At 43.2% G+C, this 18,801-nt stretch carries 16 protein-coding genes and 1 tRNA gene; 11 read left to right on the top strand and 6 right to left on the bottom strand.

Features of this window, described 5'->3' with window-relative positions; genetic code table 11:
- On the bottom strand, nucleotides 1-1,131 hold the full coding sequence (locus tag PSI15_RS07935; RefSeq protein WP_273583050.1) for a LuxE/PaaK family acyltransferase: 1,131 nt from the start codon (nucleotides 1,129-1,131) through the stop codon (nucleotides 1-3).
- Nucleotides 1,132-2,169: 1,038 nt separating this feature from the next.
- Between PSI15_RS07935 and PSI15_RS07930 the strand changes: the two genes are divergently transcribed.
- The 6 genes from PSI15_RS07930 to PSI15_RS07905 all read left to right on the top strand — a co-directional run bounded on the left by PSI15_RS07930 (nucleotide 2,170) and on the right by PSI15_RS07905 (nucleotide 6,996).
- The gene (locus PSI15_RS07930) at nucleotides 2,170-3,336 is read left to right on the top strand and encodes an MFS transporter (RefSeq protein ID WP_273583049.1); all 1,167 of its coding nucleotides are present in this window, start codon (nucleotides 2,170-2,172) and stop codon (nucleotides 3,334-3,336) included.
- Nucleotides 3,337-3,341: 5 nt separating this feature from the next.
- The gene (locus PSI15_RS07925; protein WP_273583048.1) at nucleotides 3,342-4,091 is read left to right on the top strand and encodes a ferritin-like domain-containing protein; all 750 of its coding nucleotides are present in this window, start codon (nucleotides 3,342-3,344) and stop codon (nucleotides 4,089-4,091) included.
- Complete coding sequence (locus PSI15_RS07920; RefSeq protein WP_273583047.1) at nucleotides 4,092-4,694, top strand: hypothetical protein; 603 nt, start codon at nucleotides 4,092-4,094, stop codon at nucleotides 4,692-4,694. It abuts the gene before it with no gap.
- Nucleotides 4,687-4,980, top strand: a complete 294-nt coding sequence (locus PSI15_RS07915; RefSeq protein ID WP_273583046.1) for a pyrimidine/purine nucleoside phosphorylase — start codon at nucleotides 4,687-4,689, stop codon at nucleotides 4,978-4,980. The genes PSI15_RS07920 and PSI15_RS07915 overlap by 8 nt, the downstream gene beginning before the upstream one ends.
- Nucleotides 4,973-5,983: a Gfo/Idh/MocA family protein gene (locus PSI15_RS07910; protein ID WP_273583045.1), complete on the top strand. Its 1,011-nt coding sequence runs from the start codon at nucleotides 4,973-4,975 to the stop codon at nucleotides 5,981-5,983. The genes PSI15_RS07915 and PSI15_RS07910 overlap by 8 nt, the downstream gene beginning before the upstream one ends.
- A gap of 311 nt (nucleotides 5,984-6,294) precedes the next feature.
- Nucleotides 6,295-6,996, top strand: coding sequence for a sterol desaturase family protein (locus PSI15_RS07905; RefSeq protein ID WP_273583044.1), 702 nt, complete (start codon nucleotides 6,295-6,297; stop codon nucleotides 6,994-6,996).
- A gap of 202 nt (nucleotides 6,997-7,198) precedes the next feature.
- On the opposite strand, the gene PSI15_RS07900 is transcribed toward PSI15_RS07905, so the two are convergent.
- A complete protein-coding gene (locus PSI15_RS07900) occupies nucleotides 7,199-8,401 on the bottom strand; it encodes an MFS transporter (protein ID WP_273583043.1) in 1,203 nt (400 codons plus the stop codon).
- 279 nt (nucleotides 8,402-8,680) lie between these two features.
- Between PSI15_RS07900 and PSI15_RS07895 the strand changes: the two genes are divergently transcribed.
- Nucleotides 8,681-9,622 carry a LysR family transcriptional regulator gene (locus tag PSI15_RS07895; RefSeq protein WP_273583042.1) on the top strand — a complete coding sequence of 314 codons (942 nt, stop codon included), beginning with the start codon at nucleotides 8,681-8,683 and terminating at the stop codon, nucleotides 9,620-9,622.
- 90 nt (nucleotides 9,623-9,712) lie between these two features.
- On the opposite strand, the gene PSI15_RS07890 is transcribed toward PSI15_RS07895, so the two are convergent.
- Entirely contained in the window at nucleotides 9,713-10,915 is a 1,203-nt protein-coding gene (locus tag PSI15_RS07890; protein ID WP_273583041.1) for an NAD(P)/FAD-dependent oxidoreductase, read from the bottom strand.
- 298 nt (nucleotides 10,916-11,213) lie between these two features.
- Here PSI15_RS07890 and pitA point away from each other — a divergent pair, with 298 nt between their 5' ends.
- Entirely contained in the window at nucleotides 11,214-12,707 is a 1,494-nt protein-coding gene (pitA, locus tag PSI15_RS07885) for an inorganic phosphate transporter PitA (protein WP_273583040.1), read from the top strand.
- 94 nt (nucleotides 12,708-12,801) lie between these two features.
- On the opposite strand, the gene uspB is transcribed toward pitA, so the two are convergent.
- Nucleotides 12,802-13,131 (bottom strand): universal stress protein UspB, encoded by a 330-nt coding sequence (uspB, locus tag PSI15_RS07880; protein ID WP_273583039.1) that lies wholly within the window; start codon nucleotides 13,129-13,131, stop codon nucleotides 12,802-12,804.
- 313 nt (nucleotides 13,132-13,444) lie between these two features.
- On the opposite strand from uspB, the gene uspA reads away from it, so the two are divergent.
- Together uspA and gdhA are read left to right on the top strand one after the other, a co-directional pair.
- Nucleotides 13,445-13,876: a universal stress protein UspA gene (gene uspA, locus PSI15_RS07875; RefSeq protein ID WP_045967803.1), complete on the top strand. Its 432-nt coding sequence runs from the start codon at nucleotides 13,445-13,447 to the stop codon at nucleotides 13,874-13,876.
- A 259-nt stretch (nucleotides 13,877-14,135) separates the two neighbouring features.
- Nucleotides 14,136-15,479 carry an NADP-specific glutamate dehydrogenase gene (gene gdhA / locus PSI15_RS07870; protein WP_273583038.1) on the top strand — a complete coding sequence of 448 codons (1,344 nt, stop codon included), beginning with the start codon at nucleotides 14,136-14,138 and terminating at the stop codon, nucleotides 15,477-15,479.
- 19 nt (nucleotides 15,480-15,498) lie between these two features.
- On the opposite strand, the gene rsmJ is transcribed toward gdhA, so the two are convergent.
- Nucleotides 15,499-16,242, bottom strand: a complete 744-nt coding sequence (gene rsmJ, locus PSI15_RS07865; protein ID WP_273583037.1) for a 16S rRNA (guanine(1516)-N(2))-methyltransferase RsmJ — start codon at nucleotides 16,240-16,242, stop codon at nucleotides 15,499-15,501.
- 6 nt (nucleotides 16,243-16,248) lie between these two features.
- Complete coding sequence (gene prlC / locus PSI15_RS07860) at nucleotides 16,249-18,291, bottom strand: oligopeptidase A (protein WP_273583036.1); 2,043 nt, start codon at nucleotides 18,289-18,291, stop codon at nucleotides 16,249-16,251.
- 225 nt (nucleotides 18,292-18,516) lie between these two features.
- Here prlC and PSI15_RS07855 point away from each other — a divergent pair.
- Nucleotides 18,517-18,610 (top strand) — tRNA-Sec (locus PSI15_RS07855).
- Nucleotides 18,611-18,801 lie beyond the last annotated feature (191 nt).

The raw sequence follows: 18,801 nt of genomic DNA, 5'->3' as shown, positions 1-18,801 counted from the left end.
TCAAGCTCTCTTAATCAATTCTGAAGCAGCAATCGCACAACTACGGTTTTTACTCGTACCGGCCCGACCAAGCAGTTCAAACCAATCGGTGTCGAGTTCGCAACCACAGCTTTGACCGGAATGCAGTACGGCCAGATCGCTGGTCACAATGCTGTGGGCAGGGCAGGAAGTGATATAAGGTGAGATAAGATGCAGGAAACCGGGTTCACCATAAGGTTGGCAGGTCAGGTTGGCGGTATGGCGCACATAGGCTTTGGCATAGACGGGAACGTGGAAATTATGGTGGGAACATTCAACATAAGGAACCGGGTGTTCAACTGAACCATAGCCATCACGACATCGAATATCAGGGATACCCAATTGTTCGGTTACCCGTTGATACAGCGCTTTTTTCGGAATGGATTTATCGGCATGTGTTTTCCAGCCTCCGCCGAGGAAAACCAGTGATTCAGGATGTAGTTCCAATGATGGCAGCCCCATTTGTTCCATTCTTTGCAGGGTAAACCACAAAAAGGCCGGGAAACCGAAAATACGCACCGGCAACCCTTCCTGAGCAAATTGCTGGAGTGCCGTAATCGTCCCGAAGGGATCGAATTCATTACCTTGCCCATTATGACGCAAGGCATAGTAGGCCCGATTGACCGGCGCATATTTGCACAGGAACTGATCGGTGTAGGCCGTACCCAGCGTGACAGCGCCAGCGGGTTCATAGCTAAGTAGCAGGTAATTACACGGTTGATCCGGGGTATTCCAGCCATAATAGTCAAAAATACAGTCCACCATATGCTGGGCTGCCGCGATACTTGCAGCATCATAGCGCATACGGCTTTTCTGGCCGGTGGTTCCGGAAGAAGTCAGTTCCAGCGCATTCTGTGCACTCTCACTGAGGATCAGATTACGTTTGAAATAATTGGCAAATAGCAAAGGCAGATTTGACCAATCATCCAGCGTCATCAGCGCCTGTTTATCCAGATCCTGATTGGCCAGCCACTGCTCATAACCCGGTGTCTGTTCACAATGGTATAGCGTCAATTCACGCATGGCGTGATTAAATAAGGCATCATATTCGGCACAAGCATGGTAAGGATGTGCGATAGCACACAGTGCTTCGACGTGAGGTAAGTTTTGCATATCAGTACTCATTTTTCAGTAACAACGACAAGATATGATTAATTAAAGAATTAATTGTTTGTTGTTATTTGATTGAAAGTAATCATTTTTAATAGGCGATATTCATTATCTGGCATATGAATTAAAGCCTCTGTTTTTATTTAATCTTTGAGCGATGTTGGAATATGATGTGTTGGATTCTGACAGTGTATTAGCCTATTTTGTGGAAAAACTGTGATTTTATGGATAATAATAGGTTTTGTTTGTCTTTTTATAGTTAATGTCAGTCCTGCGTTTGCGGGGCGTATTATTCCAAATCAAATGCGAACATTCAAACGGTTTTTCTAATATTTCGTCCGGTTCTTGTCTTTAACACAATCATTATTTAATACATTTTTTTCATTATTTGTTATTGTGTGGTGATGGGTTTAAGTTTCTTTTTGGTTCGTGAATGGCCTGAGAATAACCTCTGTTTTGAAGTTAACTTAATAAATTAAATCGGTTTTTATAATCAAGGGAGAAAATTGATATTGAGTTATTAAAGACAGTTTAATCTTCCTAAGAAATATAAAAAGTGATAATGGAGAAGATATTTGATGAGTTGAGTGGGATAAGTAAAGAGTAGTGGGATATAGGTGCCTTAAATCTGGTGTCTTGGCCCTTAAATCAACTATTGGAATACAAAAAATAATTAACAATGATAACTACTAATTTAAGTTATTAAATAGTGCAAGCAGTGTGATTTAGATACAAAACCTAAGATTAACAGCATCTGTTGTATATCAAAATGCAGTAACGTTTTGATTTATAGAAAATTAGCGAATAAAAACTTAACATAAATCACGTTTTTCTAACATCTTGGAAACAATGTATTTACACTGGTTTGGATTGGTATTATGTTTAAATCCCTTGCAGGGAAACACAATTAAATAACAAACATTCAGATTTAGACAGGAGGATTTATGGACTATCAACCGCTGGCTGTGTAATTAAGTAAACTAACAGGCATAAGTTAATTAAGCTTATGCCTGTTTGTCTGGACGATCTGGAATATATATTATGTTAAAATATATTGGTATAGCCGCTAATGAACTTGATACATATCTTGATTATGCTCTCCTGAGTATCGTTGCGATATATATGTATCATGCGACTCCATCCGAGATGGGGTGGCTTGGCGCCTGTTTCGCCTTACCTTTTTTATTTTCCAGCTATTTTTTTGGGAAACTGTTCGATAATGGAAAAGTTCATCAATGGAGAACCGTTCTTTTTACAATCAATACCATAACGACTCCACTGTTCATTCTGACAGGAAATGTTTATGGCTTGTTCATAATCGCCTTCGTAAAAACCTGGTCCAGATGTGGTTTGAACATTTCAAATGTCAAACTTAATGAAAATGATGATGACGCCAAAAGATTTTTTGAAATTTATGGTTACTTGATTAATTTCAGTAGAGTATTAGTTCCCCTGACAGTGGTCTATCTCTATAATTTAATAGGGATTTGGGCGGTTATTATTTTTTCATCCGGCCTGAATCTCCTTAGTGTTTTAACCTCACAGATAAGCCTCAAGTTACAGGATTGTACACACGATCAAGAAGTTGATAATCCTGAACAAGTGGAAACAAAGTACTCGTTTGTTAATGAAATAAGAGCGAACAAAGACCTTTTTTACTTGGTGACAGGATACACTATTGCTAATTTTGCATTCTTTCTTAGCAATGACATGCTAGGGCTATTTTTCAAATCTGCGGGTGAGAGTGAAAACAGCATTGGTATGATTATCTCATTACTCGGCGTTGGTGGCATTATTGGCACAAAGCTGGCATCCTTATTAAATAAAACATTACGACCAGTAATTATACTGATGGCGTCAATGATAATTAATACAATAGCATTTTTTATATTCGGATTTTTGAATCCTGAATTGATATCAGTTTATGTGTTCTATTCTGCGATAATTTTGATAGGAATATCATCTGGTGTTACTTTTTTTGCCATAAAATTTGGTGTTCGGGAAATTGTCGGATATCAAAATGTGGGAAAGGCGACAGGGATGATTCAGTTACTATCTTCAGTGGTCGCTATATCGATGCCAATTATAGGAGGATATATCGCCAGTCTGTACTCTCTGGATATAACCTTTAAACTGACTGGTATTATTTTATTTGTTCTATTGATGGCGTTTTTCTATATATTTTATTTCTCTAAACAAAAGGATTGAATAATATGCAAAATCCACCGAAAATGAGTGAGATAAATTTCCTAGATGATAAACATTATGGCCTTTATGTAAAAGGAAAATCAAAGCAGACCTGGGATGTTAATTTGGACTGGAGTCGGGCAATAAATGATAGTTTTCCGAATGAATTAAAAAAAGACGCAATAATCGTCGCAAGCCTTTCAGCACATGTAGAACTTATCGGTATGGAAAATGCTGCGGAGCTTATGCTTCAGTCTACTGACTTTTCTTTAAAAATTGGTCTTGCACAAGCTGTAAATGATGAAGCAAGACATGCAGAGTTATTTTCCCGGTATGCCATTATGGCTAATGGTGAAATTCTTGATTTATCCAATACTCGAGAGCTTTATTTAGATCATTTTCAAAAACTGAATACTTTTGATGAAGTATTCCTCAGTCACGTGTTTTTGGAGAATGGTGCTCTTGAGCAATTTAACCTTTTTATCCATGCGTTCGGAGAAGGTAGCCTTATCGGTCAAATATATAAGGGGGCCATGAATGATGAGGCCCGACATGTTCAGATGGGAATAAACTATTTTCGGCAACTGATTGCATCTGATCCGCTGAAAAATGAAATGGTTGAAAATCATCTTAATACTTTCAAAAAAATACTGCATGTTAATCCTGAGGGGATCGCTTGGTTGTCTAAAATAAGCCGTATTCCTGCAGATGATATTGAGCGTCGTGTTCAGGCAAGACACGATAATTTCATCAATAAAATTACTGAGGAAAAATAAATGTTTAATGGTGTCAAAGTTATACCCTCAGTGATAACTGAGCAAGAAGTCGATATTATTTATCGTTATTTGGCAATTTCAGTGAATCTAGGCCATTTAAAAGGCAATAAGGATAGCGCAGATGCTCATATGTACTTTGCTGTTCCATATAGTGAGGCTATGTTGAGCTATTTTTGCAGCCTAATGTCTTCTCATGTTGGTGAAGAAGTGTTTCCAAGTTATTCTTTTCTTTGGAACTATAAAAAAGGCTATTCTCTACCAAAGCATAAAGATAGAAACTCGGTCGACTATATCATGTCAATAGGTATTCATCCATCTGAAGAGAATGAATGGAGTATATATGTAGATGGTGACGCTTTTGATATGAACTGTGGGGATGGATTGATTTTGGATGGAAAAAAATTTGAGCACTGGCGTGAGTCTTGTCCTTATAACAATCGATTACAACTGATACTTTGTTATACACGAAACCGTGAACTTCGATTTGATAAAAGAGAGCATCTTGGATATGACCCCATTCCAGAGGTCATAACCAGCCCGTTAAAAAGAGAGTTACATATTGATGATGCTTATATTGAAAGTTTAAGGAGAGAACATGTCTGAGCTTTTTCAATTCAAAGAGACGCATATTTTTTTTGATGGAAAGGTGGTGTTGAGAAACTTTCTATCAGATGGCGTAAAGGTAACTATGGGATATATGGCTACCGGAGAGTTCCGGTGGTTAGCTGAAGAACCAGAACGATTTCATATTTTATCTGGTAACGCTGAATTTATTGTTGGTAGTGATAGATTTATTGCAGAGCAAGGCAGTGAAATTTTTGTTCCTGCTGGTTCAACCTTTACAGTGAATGTTTCAGAGTCCCTTGATTACAGGTGTTATTATGATTAATCTTGGTATTATAGGTACAGGTATGATGGCTGGGATTATAGCCGACAGTTGCCGTAGTGTTGATATTAATGTGTTAGCAGTTCTTTCAAGGAATATTTTAGCGGCTCATGATTTCTGTGCGAAACATGATATACCTGAAAAAAAGGGAATGATAAACGAAGAACTCTTTTTTTCTGATCATAATCTGGATGCTGTCTATATTGCTACGCCAACTTCAGAAAAAGAAAGGTTTCTTAGATACTGTCTTCAATATAATAAGCACGCTCTAATTGAAAAACCGTTACCTAATACCGCGTCTATATTTGAACTTCTCCAGGAAGCCGATAATAAAGGGCTGGTATGGTTAGATGCAGCACATTTTATCCATACTACGTGGTATGAAATGCTTGACTCTCTAATCATGGAAAATATAGGCATAATTGATAGGGTTGAAGCCTCATTTTTCTGGCCTGATCAAAACAAAGGTCAGATTAAATTCAATCCTCTTCTCGAGCCTGATGGAGCAATGGGGGACCTTGGATGGTATCCGCTACGATTGATTAGTAAGTTTATACCTTTTGAATCCATCACCCATAGTTCAAGTATATTATTGCATGATAATGATAATGCGATAGTGGAAATGAACGTAAGTGGTCATACTGAGGATAATATCACCTTTATAGGAGTGGCCTCTTATCGTGGATCCGTTGTTAAACAACGGTGTGAAATTTCTGGAACACTTGGAAGGTTAATATTGAACGATTTTGTTATGCCCTATTGTGGCTCATTTGTATATGGCAACCTATTACCGAGTATGTGTATTGAAGTTGAACACGGAATGAAACCTTTGTTAGATCGTGAAATTATTAATATTTCTTTTCCGGAACGGCAACACGTTACCATGTTGAGAAACTTTTCTCGATTCATACATTCATCAGATTCTGAGATTCTTAAATCATTACAGATTGAATGCAGAAGAACAATGGGTTTATCCGGCTTTATAAGAGAACTCTCTCAGGGGTAACGTTAAATAAGTGGAGTGAGTTTGGGGGAATATCATGACTGATTTCAGCATGCTTGTGTATGATAAATTTTTGGTTCCATTATATCAACGTGCATCAGTTTTTTTATACCTGCTGATGGTCTTTATTTAGGGTATTTGCTTTCTGCATTAATTATCGCAATAATATTTTATGCTTATAAATTAAAAACCAAGAATTTACTATATGCAGCTAAGGAAGTATACAGGATACATAATTTAAATCGCGTTCTGCTAGGGATGATATTCTATTATTCTTATTCGATAAGATCCTTCTTGGATTTGTTTATTCCTTTGTGTTAGGGGCGGCCTTTGTTTTCAGGGGCGAGATTATAAATTTACTAAGTCTTTCTGGGTTACCGACAATTCATTATAAACCTGACATAATGCTCAGTATCATTCTGACCCTTGGTTCCCTTTTGATCTTTGATTTTGCTGTTTTTTTTGAACATTATATCTCACATAAGGTTCTTTTTTTATGGGAATTTCATAAGATCCATCATATTGCAGAAGAGCTAAATCCACTAACAGCTTATCGTTCTCATCCGGTTAACCAATGTTGTTTTATCTTGATGGTTAGCCTGTTGTCCGGGACATACTCAGGAGTCGTCGGATATTTTTTTGGCTCTAATCATGCATATATTCTATTTGCTGGTCAAAATGTATTTATGTTTATACTGCTGCTGCTTGGTTTAAATCTTCAACATTCCAGGGTCTTTATTCGATATCCGAAGTTAATTCGTGGTGTTTTTATTAGTCCGGCATATCATCAATTACATCACAGCAGTGACAAAAAACATCATGATATTAATTTTGGATTTATATTTTCGTTTTGGGATAAGTTATTTAGGACACAATTACAACCTTCAAATGAAGATAGGCTTACCTTCGGTGTTAGTGGTGAAAAATACGAGGATTATTCTGGCATCCGAAAAACTTATCTCGTGCCATTCAAAAAGGCTTATATCAGAATAAAACGTAAATATATATCCAATTAACGTTGATATACAGGTTTTAAAATTGTCATTTAATCGACGGACGAGTATGCTTGATTTTTCCCGGAGAGTGACATTAAAGAATTGTATTATTAAATGGATGTCAAAATAGGTATAATCCTTGCTGGTTCATGAACTTCAACTCATTTTAATGATTAACTGATATCAATTTAATCCCGCCCGGAATTCCGGGCGATGGGTTATTTTATCGATGAAGCCCGCTTTCAGTTGGTTTATTTGAGGGGATTATCGTGACGAAAAGTATGGACAACGCAATTGTTATTCCCGCTATTATAAATAACGCCTGAAGTGATAATGCTGAGCCTATCCAGGCTCCCACTGAAGCACCAATGCTGATTGCCCCGTTAAAAAATGAAACGTACACAGCCGATGCCGGAAAAGCTGCATCACCTGCTAAACGGAGAACCCATGTTTGAAAACCAACGAAGACACCTGAGATTGAAACTCCCCACACAACCAGAGCAATCAGGATATTAACGCGTGATAATGATTCTGGGTTATTACCTAACAGCAAAAGCACAATACCGATAAGTAAAGCCGACAGGACGACAGTCGCTTTTAAATATTTATCAATAATTATCCCCGTGAGGAAATTACCTGCCAGACCTGCAATCCCATAAATGAATAGGGTTGCAGGAATGAAATTTTTAGACAGTGTGGGTTGTGAATGAAGCCAAGATTCGATAAAAGTAAAAGCGGCAAAATGTGCGGAGATAGCAAATAGTGTGGCGGAATAGATTTTCCACAGTGTGGCTGAACCCAGAACGCTTTTTAAGGCGTGAATACCCATCGTGCTTTTGGCGGTGATCTTAGGGACAATCAGCATAATACCCATAAATGCACTCACACTGAGCACAGCCATTAACCAGAATGCCTGACGCCAACCAAAATTCAATCCTATATAGTTAGACAGAGGGACACCAAATACGCTGGCGGCGGATACCCCACCAAAGACAATCGACGTCGCTGCACCCAGATATTTTGGTGGCACCATTGCCACGGCTGTAGCGCCGATCATCGCCCAAAACGCACCGTGTGCCAGAGCACCAACGACGCGGGCAATCAGTAGTACTTCAAATGAATCAACCGTTGCAGACAAGACATTGGATACGAATAGAATGACGGTTAGCGTTAACAACAGTCTCTTTTTGGGTAAATTACCCAGAAATACGGAGGCAAAAAGGGCACTCAGTGCACCCACCCAGGCGTAAAGTGAGACTGTCATGCCAATACTGGATTCTGACGTGGAAAGCCCTGCTGCAATAGGGGTTAGCAGACCGACCGGAGCCAATTCCGTTGTCACAATAGTAAATGTTGCGATAGAGAGAATAAATAAAGCTAACCATGTCCTGAATGTCATTTCAGGACTTTTAATTTCTGAAGCCATAAATTACGACCTTTAATAAGTATTAAATATTATCCCATCACTTATTTTGCAGAGATATTAAATACGCAATGGTTATGAATTCCGCGTATAAAATTAGCATTATAAAAATTCATGAGAATTGTTAATTTTGTGATTCATTTTTTATATCAAGGCATTTTTCGCTGGCTGGGTTAAATCGCGTTTCAAAATGATAGAAACCAATAACCCGCCAAAAAAATTGGAGTGAGATAAGGTGACAAAGTAAGATGACCATGTACTGGTCACCCAATAGGTCACTCAATGAATGGAGAATCTGTGGACAGCATTAACAATAAGCTACCCAGCATAAAACAGTTACAATGTTTTTTAGCCGTTGCTCAGGAGCTTAATTTTAGAAGAGCCGCAGAGAGGTTACGTATGACGCAACCCCCCCTGACTCGACATATAAAATGTCTTGAGGAAATTCTTGGGTGTGAACTTTTTGCTCGTAATACTCATGAGGTTCACCTGACCGATGCTGGTCAGATACTGGTTGAAAAAGCAACATATCTTATCAATGGATTTACGTTGTTTATGCGCGAAATTAAAAATGATAGAACGCATTTACGGATTGGTCTGACCAGGACACTGAATTTCGATAATATACCAGAACTTGGGTATAAAATAAAAACACTCATGTTTGAAGACGACATTGATACGCAGCACTTGACTTCCAGTCAACTTTTGAATTTTCTTTCGAAAGGACAAATGGATATTGTGATTACGGGAGAGCAGAGCCTGCATAGTGAGCATGATTTTAAATTTCACTGGCTTTATCGGGAACCACTTTTACTTGCCATTCCATCATCTCACCCCAGCAGTCTGAAGGAAAAAATTTCGCTTACCGATGTTGCAGATCTTCCGCTCTTTTGGTTTTCAAGGAATGCAAATCCTGTTTTTTATGACAAATGTGAAAAATATTTTCAGCGCTTGCCTTTCTTATTGAAAAGGCGCAAGGAACCCGATGATTCTCTGGTGATGCTTTCCTCTATTGCAAAAGGAAAAGGCATGGCCCTTATGCCCCGTTCCATGTGTACCTTTAATCAAGAAGGGCTTTGTTACCGGGAATTAGTGGATGATGTGGCTCAATCCCTGAATATTGATGTCTATGCGGCAATCAGGAAAAATGAAACCCGAGAAGGGGTCATCAATGGGTTAAACCGCTTGCTGAATGAGAAGCCTGTTATACAGCCTCAAAATTAACCGATGCTGTATCTGTCTTCTTCTCAGCGTACACACAGATGGTGTTAGTCGCCAACCAACGCCATCTGCCAAAGTGAACAAGCGGCTATTTTATTCCCGGTTCCCGGATACCAACGCCTGCGCACAAGCCCATGCCGAGCTCCATGCCCACTGGAAGTTATATCCCCCAAGCCAGCCGGTGACATCAACCACTTCGCCAATAAAGTACAGCCCTTTCACCTTATGGGCTTCCATGGTTTTTGATGACAACTCATGGGTATCCACGCCGCCAAGCGTGACTTCCGCCGTGCGATAGCCTTCCGTACCATTGGGTTGAACCTGCCAGCCTTGCAGGGTGGTGAGCAAGGTTTTTTTCTGTGCCGGATTCAGTTGTTTCAGGGACAGTTCCGGTAATTGTCCAAGAGATTGCAAACATTCCACCAAACGTTTGGGCAGTAATTTCGCCAGCGTGTTTTTTAAACTCTGGTTGGGATGGGATTCCCGTTCTTTATCCAGAAAATGGTCTAAGTCGGTATCAGGAAGTAAGTTAATACTCACATATTCACCGGGCTGCCAATAGCTGGAGATCTGCAAAATAGCCGGGCCGGAAAGACCGCGATGGGTGAACAAAACATTTTCCCTGAATAGGGTGCCATCTTCTGCGGTCACCACAGAAGGCACCGCGACACCGGAGAGCGTTTGGAGTTGTTCCAGTAGCGGTTTATGCAGAGTAAAAGGAACGAGTGCCGCGCGTGTAGGCAGGATATTGAGGCCAAATTGCTCTGCGATGCGGTAACCCAAAGGAGAGGCACCCAAGCCGGGCATGGACAAACCCCCGGAGGCGACAACAAGTGAGTGCGTACTTACTTCTTTCCCGGCTGTGGTAATAACAAAACCCGGCTCTTTCTTCTCGACATGGGTGACTTCATTGCGTAGCCGAATGGTGACCTTTCCTGTTTCGCACTCTTTCAACAGCAGATCCAAAATTTGTTGCGCTGAGTCGTCGCAGAAAAGCTGCCCCAAGGTTTTTTCGTGATAAGGAATGGCATGGCGTTGGACCAGATCAATAAAATCCCACTGGGTATAGCGAGCAAGTGCTGACTTACAAAAATGGGGATTGGCAGAAAGGTAGGCCGCCGGTTCGGTATACAGGTTGGTAAAATTGCAGCGCCCTCCACCAGACATCAAAATCTTACGGCCGGCTTTTTTGCCATTATCCAGTACCAGAACATTTAATCCGGCTTGCCCTGCCTGCGCAGCACAAAATAAGCCGGCAGCGCCAGCACCAATAATCACTACATCAAATTTTTCCATTCATTTGTCTCTTTCGGCCGAGTTAATTGTAGGAATTCACTGCATTGTGAGGGCTCTGTTCACGAACTACAGAGAAAAATAGACATTTGGTTTAACTTTCTGCGGTAAGAAGTTATTTTTCATCAAAAAAATATCAAAAGAGTAAAATTAAATAACTCTTTGATATATTTAATAAATGCAAGGTTTTTTATGCTATTTAACCCGCATTAAATCAAAAAAAGGTCATATTTCTCTTTTCCCGCTAACGTTTGTCACTGATAATGCGCGCGTTCATGTCCTACTAACTGGCTTAACGTCTATGCTACATCTGTTTACTGGCCTGGAATTTTATACCGGCCTTATGTTAGTGCTTGCTCTGTTGTTTGTGCTTTTCTATGAAGCCATCAATGGGTTTCATGATACCGCAAACGCAGTAGCAACTGTTATTTATACCCGGGCGATGCGTTCGCAGCTTGCCGTTGTTATGGCTGGGGTTTTTAATTTTTTGGGTGTGCTTCTTGGTGGATTAAGTGTCGCTTATGCGATTGTGCATCTACTCCCTACGGATCTTCTGCTCAATGTCAGTTCGGCTCACGGCTTGGCGATGGTGTTTTCCATGCTGCTGGCGGCGATCATCTGGAATTTAGGTACGTGGTATTTCGGTATTCCTGCATCAAGTTCCCATACGTTGATTGGCTCTATTATTGGCATCGGCCTGACCAATGCGATAGTGACCAGTTCTTCGGTGGTTGATGCCTTGAATATTCCGAAGATGATACAGATTTTCATGTCCTTGATCCTGTCCCCTCTTGTCGGTCTGGTGATTGCCGGAGCGATGGTGTTTTTATTGCGTCGCTATTGGAGCGGTACAAAAAAACGTCGTCGTATCCACATGACGCCGGTTGAGCGTGAAAAACAGGATGGTAAACGTAAACCGCCATTCTGGACACGGACTGCCCTGATCCTCTCGGCTGTTGGTGTGAGTTTCTCCCATGGCGCAAACGATGGTCAGAAAGGCATTGGTTTGATTATGCTGGTTCTGATTGGCGTTGCGCCTGCGGGTTTTGTCGTCAATATGAATTCAACCAGTTATGACATTGCTCGCACTCATGATGCCGTTGTCCACTTGCAACAGTATTATGGGCAACATGCCCCGGCATTGGCTCATGCCATTGAGCTGTATCCAGCCGCGACTTCTTCGGTTGAAGAGCAGCCTGATATGACGTTCCATTGCGATAACTCACGCGCTTTAGTGGTGCTGAACAAGACTGAAAATATGCTGGCGAATATCCATCATTTCAGCGAGTTGAACCCGGAGCAACGCAACAGCATGCGCCGTATGCTGATGTGTATCACTGATACGGCCAACGCAGTGGCTAAGTTACCAGAAACCAGCCATGAAGATGCGCGTTTCCTGAATAAACTGCGTAAAGATCTGCTAAATACGGTGGAATATGCACCATTATGGATCATTATTGCAGTGGCGCTTGCCTTGTCGTTGGGCACCATGGTGGGTTGGAAACGTGTTGCTGTGACTATCGGTGAGAAGATCGGCAAAAAAGGCATGACTTATGCGCAAGGTGTTTCTGCTCAGGTTACTGCTGCGGTTTCTATTGGTGTTGCCAGTTATACGGGGATGCCCGTCTCCACGACACAAGTGCTCTCTTCTGCGGTAGCCGGTACGATGCTGGTTGATGGTGGTGGTGTGCAAGGCAAGACCATCAAAAATATCATGCTGGCGTGGGTGTTGACGTTGCCGATTTCCATTGCATTGTCAGGCGTACTGTATTGGATCGCCTTGAAACTGATCTGATGACGTTTTAGAAAAAGGTTGGCTGCTCGCTATTGCAGGCCAACCTTTTTTATTTTCATTGGTTTTTGGTTTATATTCATCTCGCAAACTTACGCTAAATCACAATCGCTATCAGGCATAGCAGAACAACGCCACAGAGCATTTCCATCAATATAAATTGCTTCCTCATCCTTTCGCACAGCAAGACGACATCAGGATCGTGATGGTTGATATAACTTTGTGAGTTGATATAACGGACTAGCCTAATCTGTTTATTGAACTGACCATGAGTTTTAAAAAAACCATTTCCATCAATGGCTTGATACAGCATGGGATCTGACTCGCGTAAAATTGACAGAAGTACACGGAGCGAAGAAAAATAGCGAATGATATTAATCATGCAGATAAGGCAAACTGCCCAAAATAATGCAGTGGTATTGAACATACTTCCCCCTCCTGATCGCGGCAGCAACAGTTGCTTAGGCTGCCCGTCTGATGTTGACCGTAAAGAAGAAACCCAGCGGAAAAGTTTTTATTTGAGTAATAACTATATTAAATCTTTGGTAAAAATACAGTGTCCATTAGGTATTATCGTAGGGCGTATTATTCTTTATTATGGATAGCCTGCCGGGAAGCAAAACAATAAGTTGTGATCGAAACAACACTCAAAAGGCACATTGAGCAGTTATAGTATAAACATCGAATCATGGCGTTTAATGTTGCCAATCCATTTAATCGACGTTATGGAAGGAGTTCTTATGGCTTATAAACACATTCTTGTTGCGGTTGACTTATCTCCAGAAAGTCAGATTTTGGTGGAAAAAGCAGTGTCAATGGCGAAACCGTACAATGCCAAAGTGTCCCTGATCCATGTTGATGTTAACTACTCTGATCTTTATACCGGCCTGATTGACGTAAACCTTGGCGATATGCAGGAACGTATTGCGGATGAAACGCGCAATTCCCTGAAAGAATTATCTGCTGGTGCAGGTTATCCCGTTCAGGAAACATTGAGTGGCAGCGGTGATTTAGGGCAAGTCCTTGTTGATGCGATTAAAAAGTACGATATGGATTTGGTTGTATGTGGTCATCATCAGGATTTTTGGAGCAAGTTGATGTCTTCTGCCCGCCAGCTTATTAACACCGTTCATATTGATATGTTGATCGTACCTTTGCGTGACGAAGAATAATCTTCGGTTGATATTTTATTCCGTAAAATCGCCTGCTTATGCAGGCGATTTTTTTGGCGTCAGAAAAGAGGATGAAACTGCTTTAGAAACTGTCAAAGTTATTTTTGAGAAAACCTATAAAAAATAGTTGTTGAATTTTAAGCATGGAATAGTGATATATTCAGAAAGCAAACCGTAATTTCCTCACATTTTCGACAACAGAATAATATGGAAAATGGCTGGGGGTCATCACTTCTGAATGACAAAAAGGAAGCCCAAAATGAATGTATCATCATCTTTAGTCTCATTTCTCGATTCGGTTCAATCCCGCAATCAGCATCAAGTCGAATACTTACAGGCAGTACGAGAAGTGTTGACCTCTCTCTGGCCTTTTCTGCAACAAAACCCGCAATATTGTGAGCAGGGATTATTGGAACGTCTGGTGGAGCCGGAACGGGTAATCCAATTCCGCGTCTGCTGGGTGGATGATCAAGGGAAAGTACAGGTTAATCGTGCGTGGCGAGTGCAATTCAATTCTGCCATTGGGCCATTTAAAGGAGGGATGCGTTTTCACCCTTCGGTGAATCTTTCCATCCTGAAATTCTTAGGCTTTGAGCAGACCTTGAAAAATGCGCTAACAACATTGCCGATGGGCGGCGGGAAAGGCGGTTCTGATTTCGATCCCAAAGGGAAAAGCCACGGTGAAATCATGCGATTCTGTCAGGCCTTGATGACCGAACTTTATCGCTATTTGGGGCCGGATACCGACGTGCCTGCCGGTGATATCGGCGTAGGTGGTCGTGAAGTGGGTTTTATGGCGGGCATGATGAAAAAACTGTCCAACAATACGGCGTGCGTTTTTACGGGTAAAGGGTTGTCTTTTGGTGGCAGTTTGATCCGGCCTGAAGCGACCGGATATGGATTGGTTTATTTCACCCATGAAATGCTTAAGCGTCATGGCATGGGGATTGAAGGGATGCGGGTCTCTGTGTCTGGCGCGGGAAATGTCGCCCAGTATTCCATTGAAAAATGTCTGGAACTGGGGGCGACAGTGGTTACAGCATCGGATTCAGGCGGGACGGTAGTGGATGAAGACGGTTTTACGCCGGAGAAACTGGCCCATCTTGCAGAGATCAAAAATCAGCGTTACGGCCGTGTGGAAGAGTATGCCAAAGAGCGTGGACTGACTTTCCTTAAGGGGCAAGATCCGTGGTCTGTTCCTGTTGATATTGCCCTGCCTTGTGCAACCCAGAACGAACTGGATTTGGACGCGGCGAACACGCTGATTAAAAACGGAGTGAAAGCGGTTGCGGAAGGCGCCAACATGCCGGCGACGATTGCGGCGACTGAGGCTTTCCTTGAAGCAGGTGTTTTATTTGCACCCGGTAAGGCCGCCAATGCGGGGGGCGTGGCAACGTCGGGGCTGGAGATGGCGCAGAACGCAGCGCGCCTGAGCTGGAAAGCGGAAAAAGTGGATATTCGCTTGCATCACATTATGCTCGATATCCATCAGGCTTGCGTAGAGTATGGCGGAGAAGGGAAACAAACCAACTACGTACAAGGCGCGAATATCGCCGGCTTTGTCAAAGTCGCGGATGCGATGTTATCACAGGGCATTGTATAGCCCTGGATAAGAAACGCGCTCAACAGGGATAAATATCGAAGCGGTGGTTTTTGGTGGTCACGGCGGCTGACGCCTTAACGTCTGCCAGTGGTTGTGCATAATCCGGCCGTTTCACCACCACCCGACGTTTCGCCAGTGCGCGGGCAGGTGCCAGCAGACTGTCAGCATCTTCATCTGCCCCTACCAGCGACTGGAAAACGCGCATCTCTTTTTTGACCAGCGCGCTTTTTTGTTTATGCGGATACATTGGGTCGAGATAAACCACATCCGGCGGTGGCGTGATATCAGCTAAAGCGGTAATGCCTGAAGCGTGGATCAGGGTCAAACGCTCTTTCAGCCAGCCACCAATCTCAGCATCCTGATAGCCACGTTGTAGACCGTCATCCAGCAACGCGGCAACCACCGGGTGGCGTTCCAGCATCCTGACATGACAGCCGACAGAAGCCAGCACGAAAGCATCACGTCCCAATCCGGCGGTGGCATCCACGACATCAGGTAAATAATCTTTCTTGATGCCGACGGCTTTCGCGACGGCTTCGCCACGACCGCCTCCAAAGCGGCGGCGATGTGCCATCGTCCCGCCGACAAAATCGACATAAATCCCGCCCAGCTTAGGTTCATCGCGCTTGTGTAATTCCAGCCGTTCGGCAGTCAATACCAGCGCCATGACGGACGATTCATCGTGGATCAAATTCCAACGTTCAGCCAAACGCGTTAAGGCGCTGTGGTCAGCGCCTTCTTCACAAATCAAACAAATCTTCACAGGTGATTATCCGCCGATGCCGTAGCTCTCTAACATAGCATCCAGTTCTGGTTCACGGCCACGGAAGCGGATAAACAGTGTCATGGGATCGTCTGAGCCGCCACGGGTCAAGATATTGTCGAGGAAGGACTGACCGGTTGTGCGATTGAATATCCCCTCTTCTGAGAAGCGAGAATAGGCATCGGCGGCCAGAACATCCGCCCACAGATAACTGTAATAACCCGCTGCATAACCGCCATTAAAGATATGGCTAAAGGAGTGCGGGAAGCGTCCCCAATCTGGCGTTGGCACAACAGAGACCTGTTTTTTCACGGCTTGCAGCGTTTCCAGAACTTGCGCTCCCTTAGTGGGATCATATTCCGCATGCAGGCGAAAATCGAACAGGCCAAACTCAAGCTGACGCAGAATTTTCATGGCGGCCTGATAGTTTTTGGCGGCCAGCATATTATCCAGCATCTCTTTTGGCAGAGGCTCCCCAGTCTGATAGTGGCCGGAGATAAACGCCAGTGCTTCTGGTTCCCAACACCAGTTTTCCATAAACTGACTTGGACACTCTACCGCATCCCACGGTACGCCATTGATACCGGCCACATCCAAGGCATCAATCTGGGTCAGCATATGATGCAGGCCATGCCCAAACTCATGGAACAGCGTGATGACTTCATTGTGCGTAAACAGAGCGGGCTGATCACCGACTGGCTCGTTGAAGTTACAAGTCAGATAAGCAACGGGATTTTGCAGTTCGCCAGAGGCGTGACGCATTCTGCCGACATAGCTGTCCATCCATGCACCACCGCGTTTATGCTCACGCGCATAAAGATCTAAATAGAAACTGCCGCGCAAGACCTGTTGATCATCATACAGCTCAAAGAAACGCACATCAGGATGCCAAGTCTCCACATCATGGCGCTCTTTGGCGGTGATGCCATAAATGCGGTGAACCACTTCAAACAGCCCTTCCAGCGCCCGTTGTTCAGGGAAATAAGGCCGCAGTTGTTCATCATCAATAGAGAAGTCATGCTGTTTTTGCTTCTCGCTATAATAAGTCAGATCCCACGCGTCCAGCACTTCAACACCGTAGTGAGATTTGGCGAAATCGGTGAGTGTGGCCAACTCATCCAGACCTTGTTGATGGGCGCGTTTGGCAAGATCATGCAGGAAATCGAGCACTTGCTGGGGTGTTTGCGCCATTTTGGTCGCGAGGGAGCTTTCAGCATAGCTTTTGAATCCCAGCAATTGGGCGAGTTCATGACGCAGCGCCAGTATTTCCGCCATCACGTCACTGTTATCCCATTTGCCGGCATCGGAGCCTTGCCCGGAAGCGCGGGTCGTATAGGCGTAATACATTTCCTTGCGCAGTTCACGATCATCGGCATAGGTCATGACGGGCAGATAACTTGGCATATTCAGCGTCAGCAACCATCCCGCCAGCCCCTTGGCCTCAGCGGCGGCTTTGGCGGCAGCCTTGGCACTTTCGGGCAGGCCGGCCAGCTCGCACTCATCGGTAATCAGCTTAGTCCATCCCATTGTGGCATCCAGCACATTATTGCCGAACTTTGCACCCAACTCAGACAAACGTGCGGTAATTTCACCGTAACGTTGCTGTTTCTCTTCTGGCAAACCAATGCCGCTTAATTCAAAATCACGCAGCGTATCTTCAACCACCTTGCGCTGTGGCTGGGAAAGGGCTTCGAAGGATTGACTCTCTTTCAGCGATTTATAAGCTTGATATAACCCTTTGTGCTGCCCCAGCCAGGTGTCGAATTCGGAGAGCAGAGGCAGGCTTTGCTCATAGGCTTCGCGAAGTTCTGGACTATTCTTGACCGCATTCAAGTGTCCGACGGGCGACCACATGCGGGAAAGTCTATCTTTCTCTTCTGAAATGGGCTGACACAGATTATCCCAAGTAAAAGCGGCGTTTTCGGATAAAATTTTCTCAATGACTTGACGGTAATTGGCTAACGTCTCTTTCACAGCAGGCACGACATGTTTTGGTTCGATTGCAGAGAACTTGGGCAATGCAGAAGGTGTCAGTAACGGATTAGTCATAATGAGCGCCTTATATGTGTAGTTGGGTATAGGCGCAAACCGGCACTATAGCCCAATGGGTTGTTGACGATAGATGGGGATAAGATACCGTGAGTTCAATGCGAATACCGCTCTTTTATGCGAATCATTAGGTTCTTTTTCTGTCAGAGATCTGTGAACTCACGGGGGAAGTTTAGATATTCATAGGAACGAGCTATAATCCCTGCTCATCATTAAGTTGTTAATGGAAGATCATCGTCCCCGGTGGGGCGGCTGGGCTTCAAACCCAGATGGGGCCGCCAGCGACCTCCGACAGGTTCAACTCCTGTGATCTCCGCCATTTGTTGTCCTGTGTAGTCTTTTGCTTTCAATAAAAGCTATTAAATTCAGATAATTGATTGGGTTTTTAGTCTGATTTGGTCTAACTAAATCTATTGAAATCCACTATCAATTGGGGGTATCTCTTATAGGGGTATAAAATGTACCCCTATAAGAGATACCCCCAAATGAAATTAACAGCCCGTCAAGTAG

The organism is Xenorhabdus sp. PR6a (genome assembly GCF_028599065.1).
Classification (GTDB): domain Bacteria; phylum Pseudomonadota; class Gammaproteobacteria; order Enterobacterales; family Enterobacteriaceae; genus Xenorhabdus; species Xenorhabdus doucetiae.
This window is presented reverse-complemented; position numbering and strand designations above follow the sequence as displayed.

Excerpts from the sequence above, each read along its gene's own strand:
- prlC (WP_273583036.1), bottom strand. The coding sequence starts at position 18,291 with ATGACTAATCCGTTACTGACACCTTCTGCATTGCCCAAGTTCTCTGCA.
- PSI15_RS07915 (WP_273583046.1), top strand. The coding sequence starts at position 4,687 with ATGTCTGAGCTTTTTCAATTCAAAGAGACGCATATTTTTTTTGATGGA.
- gdhA (WP_273583038.1), top strand. The coding sequence starts at position 14,136 with ATGAATGTATCATCATCTTTAGTCTCATTTCTCGATTCGGTTCAATCC.
- PSI15_RS07900 (WP_273583043.1), bottom strand. The coding sequence starts at position 8,401 with ATGGCTTCAGAAATTAAAAGTCCTGAAATGACATTCAGGACATGGTTA.
- PSI15_RS07890 (WP_273583041.1), bottom strand. The coding sequence starts at position 10,915 with ATGGAAAAATTTGATGTAGTGATTATTGGTGCTGGCGCTGCCGGCTTA.
- PSI15_RS07910 (WP_273583045.1), top strand. The coding sequence starts at position 4,973 with ATGATTAATCTTGGTATTATAGGTACAGGTATGATGGCTGGGATTATA.
- uspA (WP_045967803.1), top strand. The coding sequence starts at position 13,445 with ATGGCTTATAAACACATTCTTGTTGCGGTTGACTTATCTCCAGAAAGT.
- PSI15_RS07895 (WP_273583042.1), top strand. The coding sequence starts at position 8,681 with ATGAATGGAGAATCTGTGGACAGCATTAACAATAAGCTACCCAGCATA.
- PSI15_RS07935 (WP_273583050.1), bottom strand. The coding sequence starts at position 1,131 with ATGCAAAACTTACCTCACGTCGAAGCACTGTGTGCTATCGCACATCCT.
- PSI15_RS07925 (WP_273583048.1), top strand. The coding sequence starts at position 3,342 with ATGCAAAATCCACCGAAAATGAGTGAGATAAATTTCCTAGATGATAAA.
- pitA (WP_273583040.1), top strand. The coding sequence starts at position 11,214 with ATGCTACATCTGTTTACTGGCCTGGAATTTTATACCGGCCTTATGTTA.
- PSI15_RS07920 (WP_273583047.1), top strand. The coding sequence starts at position 4,092 with ATGTTTAATGGTGTCAAAGTTATACCCTCAGTGATAACTGAGCAAGAA.
- uspB (WP_273583039.1), bottom strand. The coding sequence starts at position 13,131 with ATGTTCAATACCACTGCATTATTTTGGGCAGTTTGCCTTATCTGCATG.
- PSI15_RS07930 (WP_273583049.1), top strand. The coding sequence starts at position 2,170 with ATGTTAAAATATATTGGTATAGCCGCTAATGAACTTGATACATATCTT.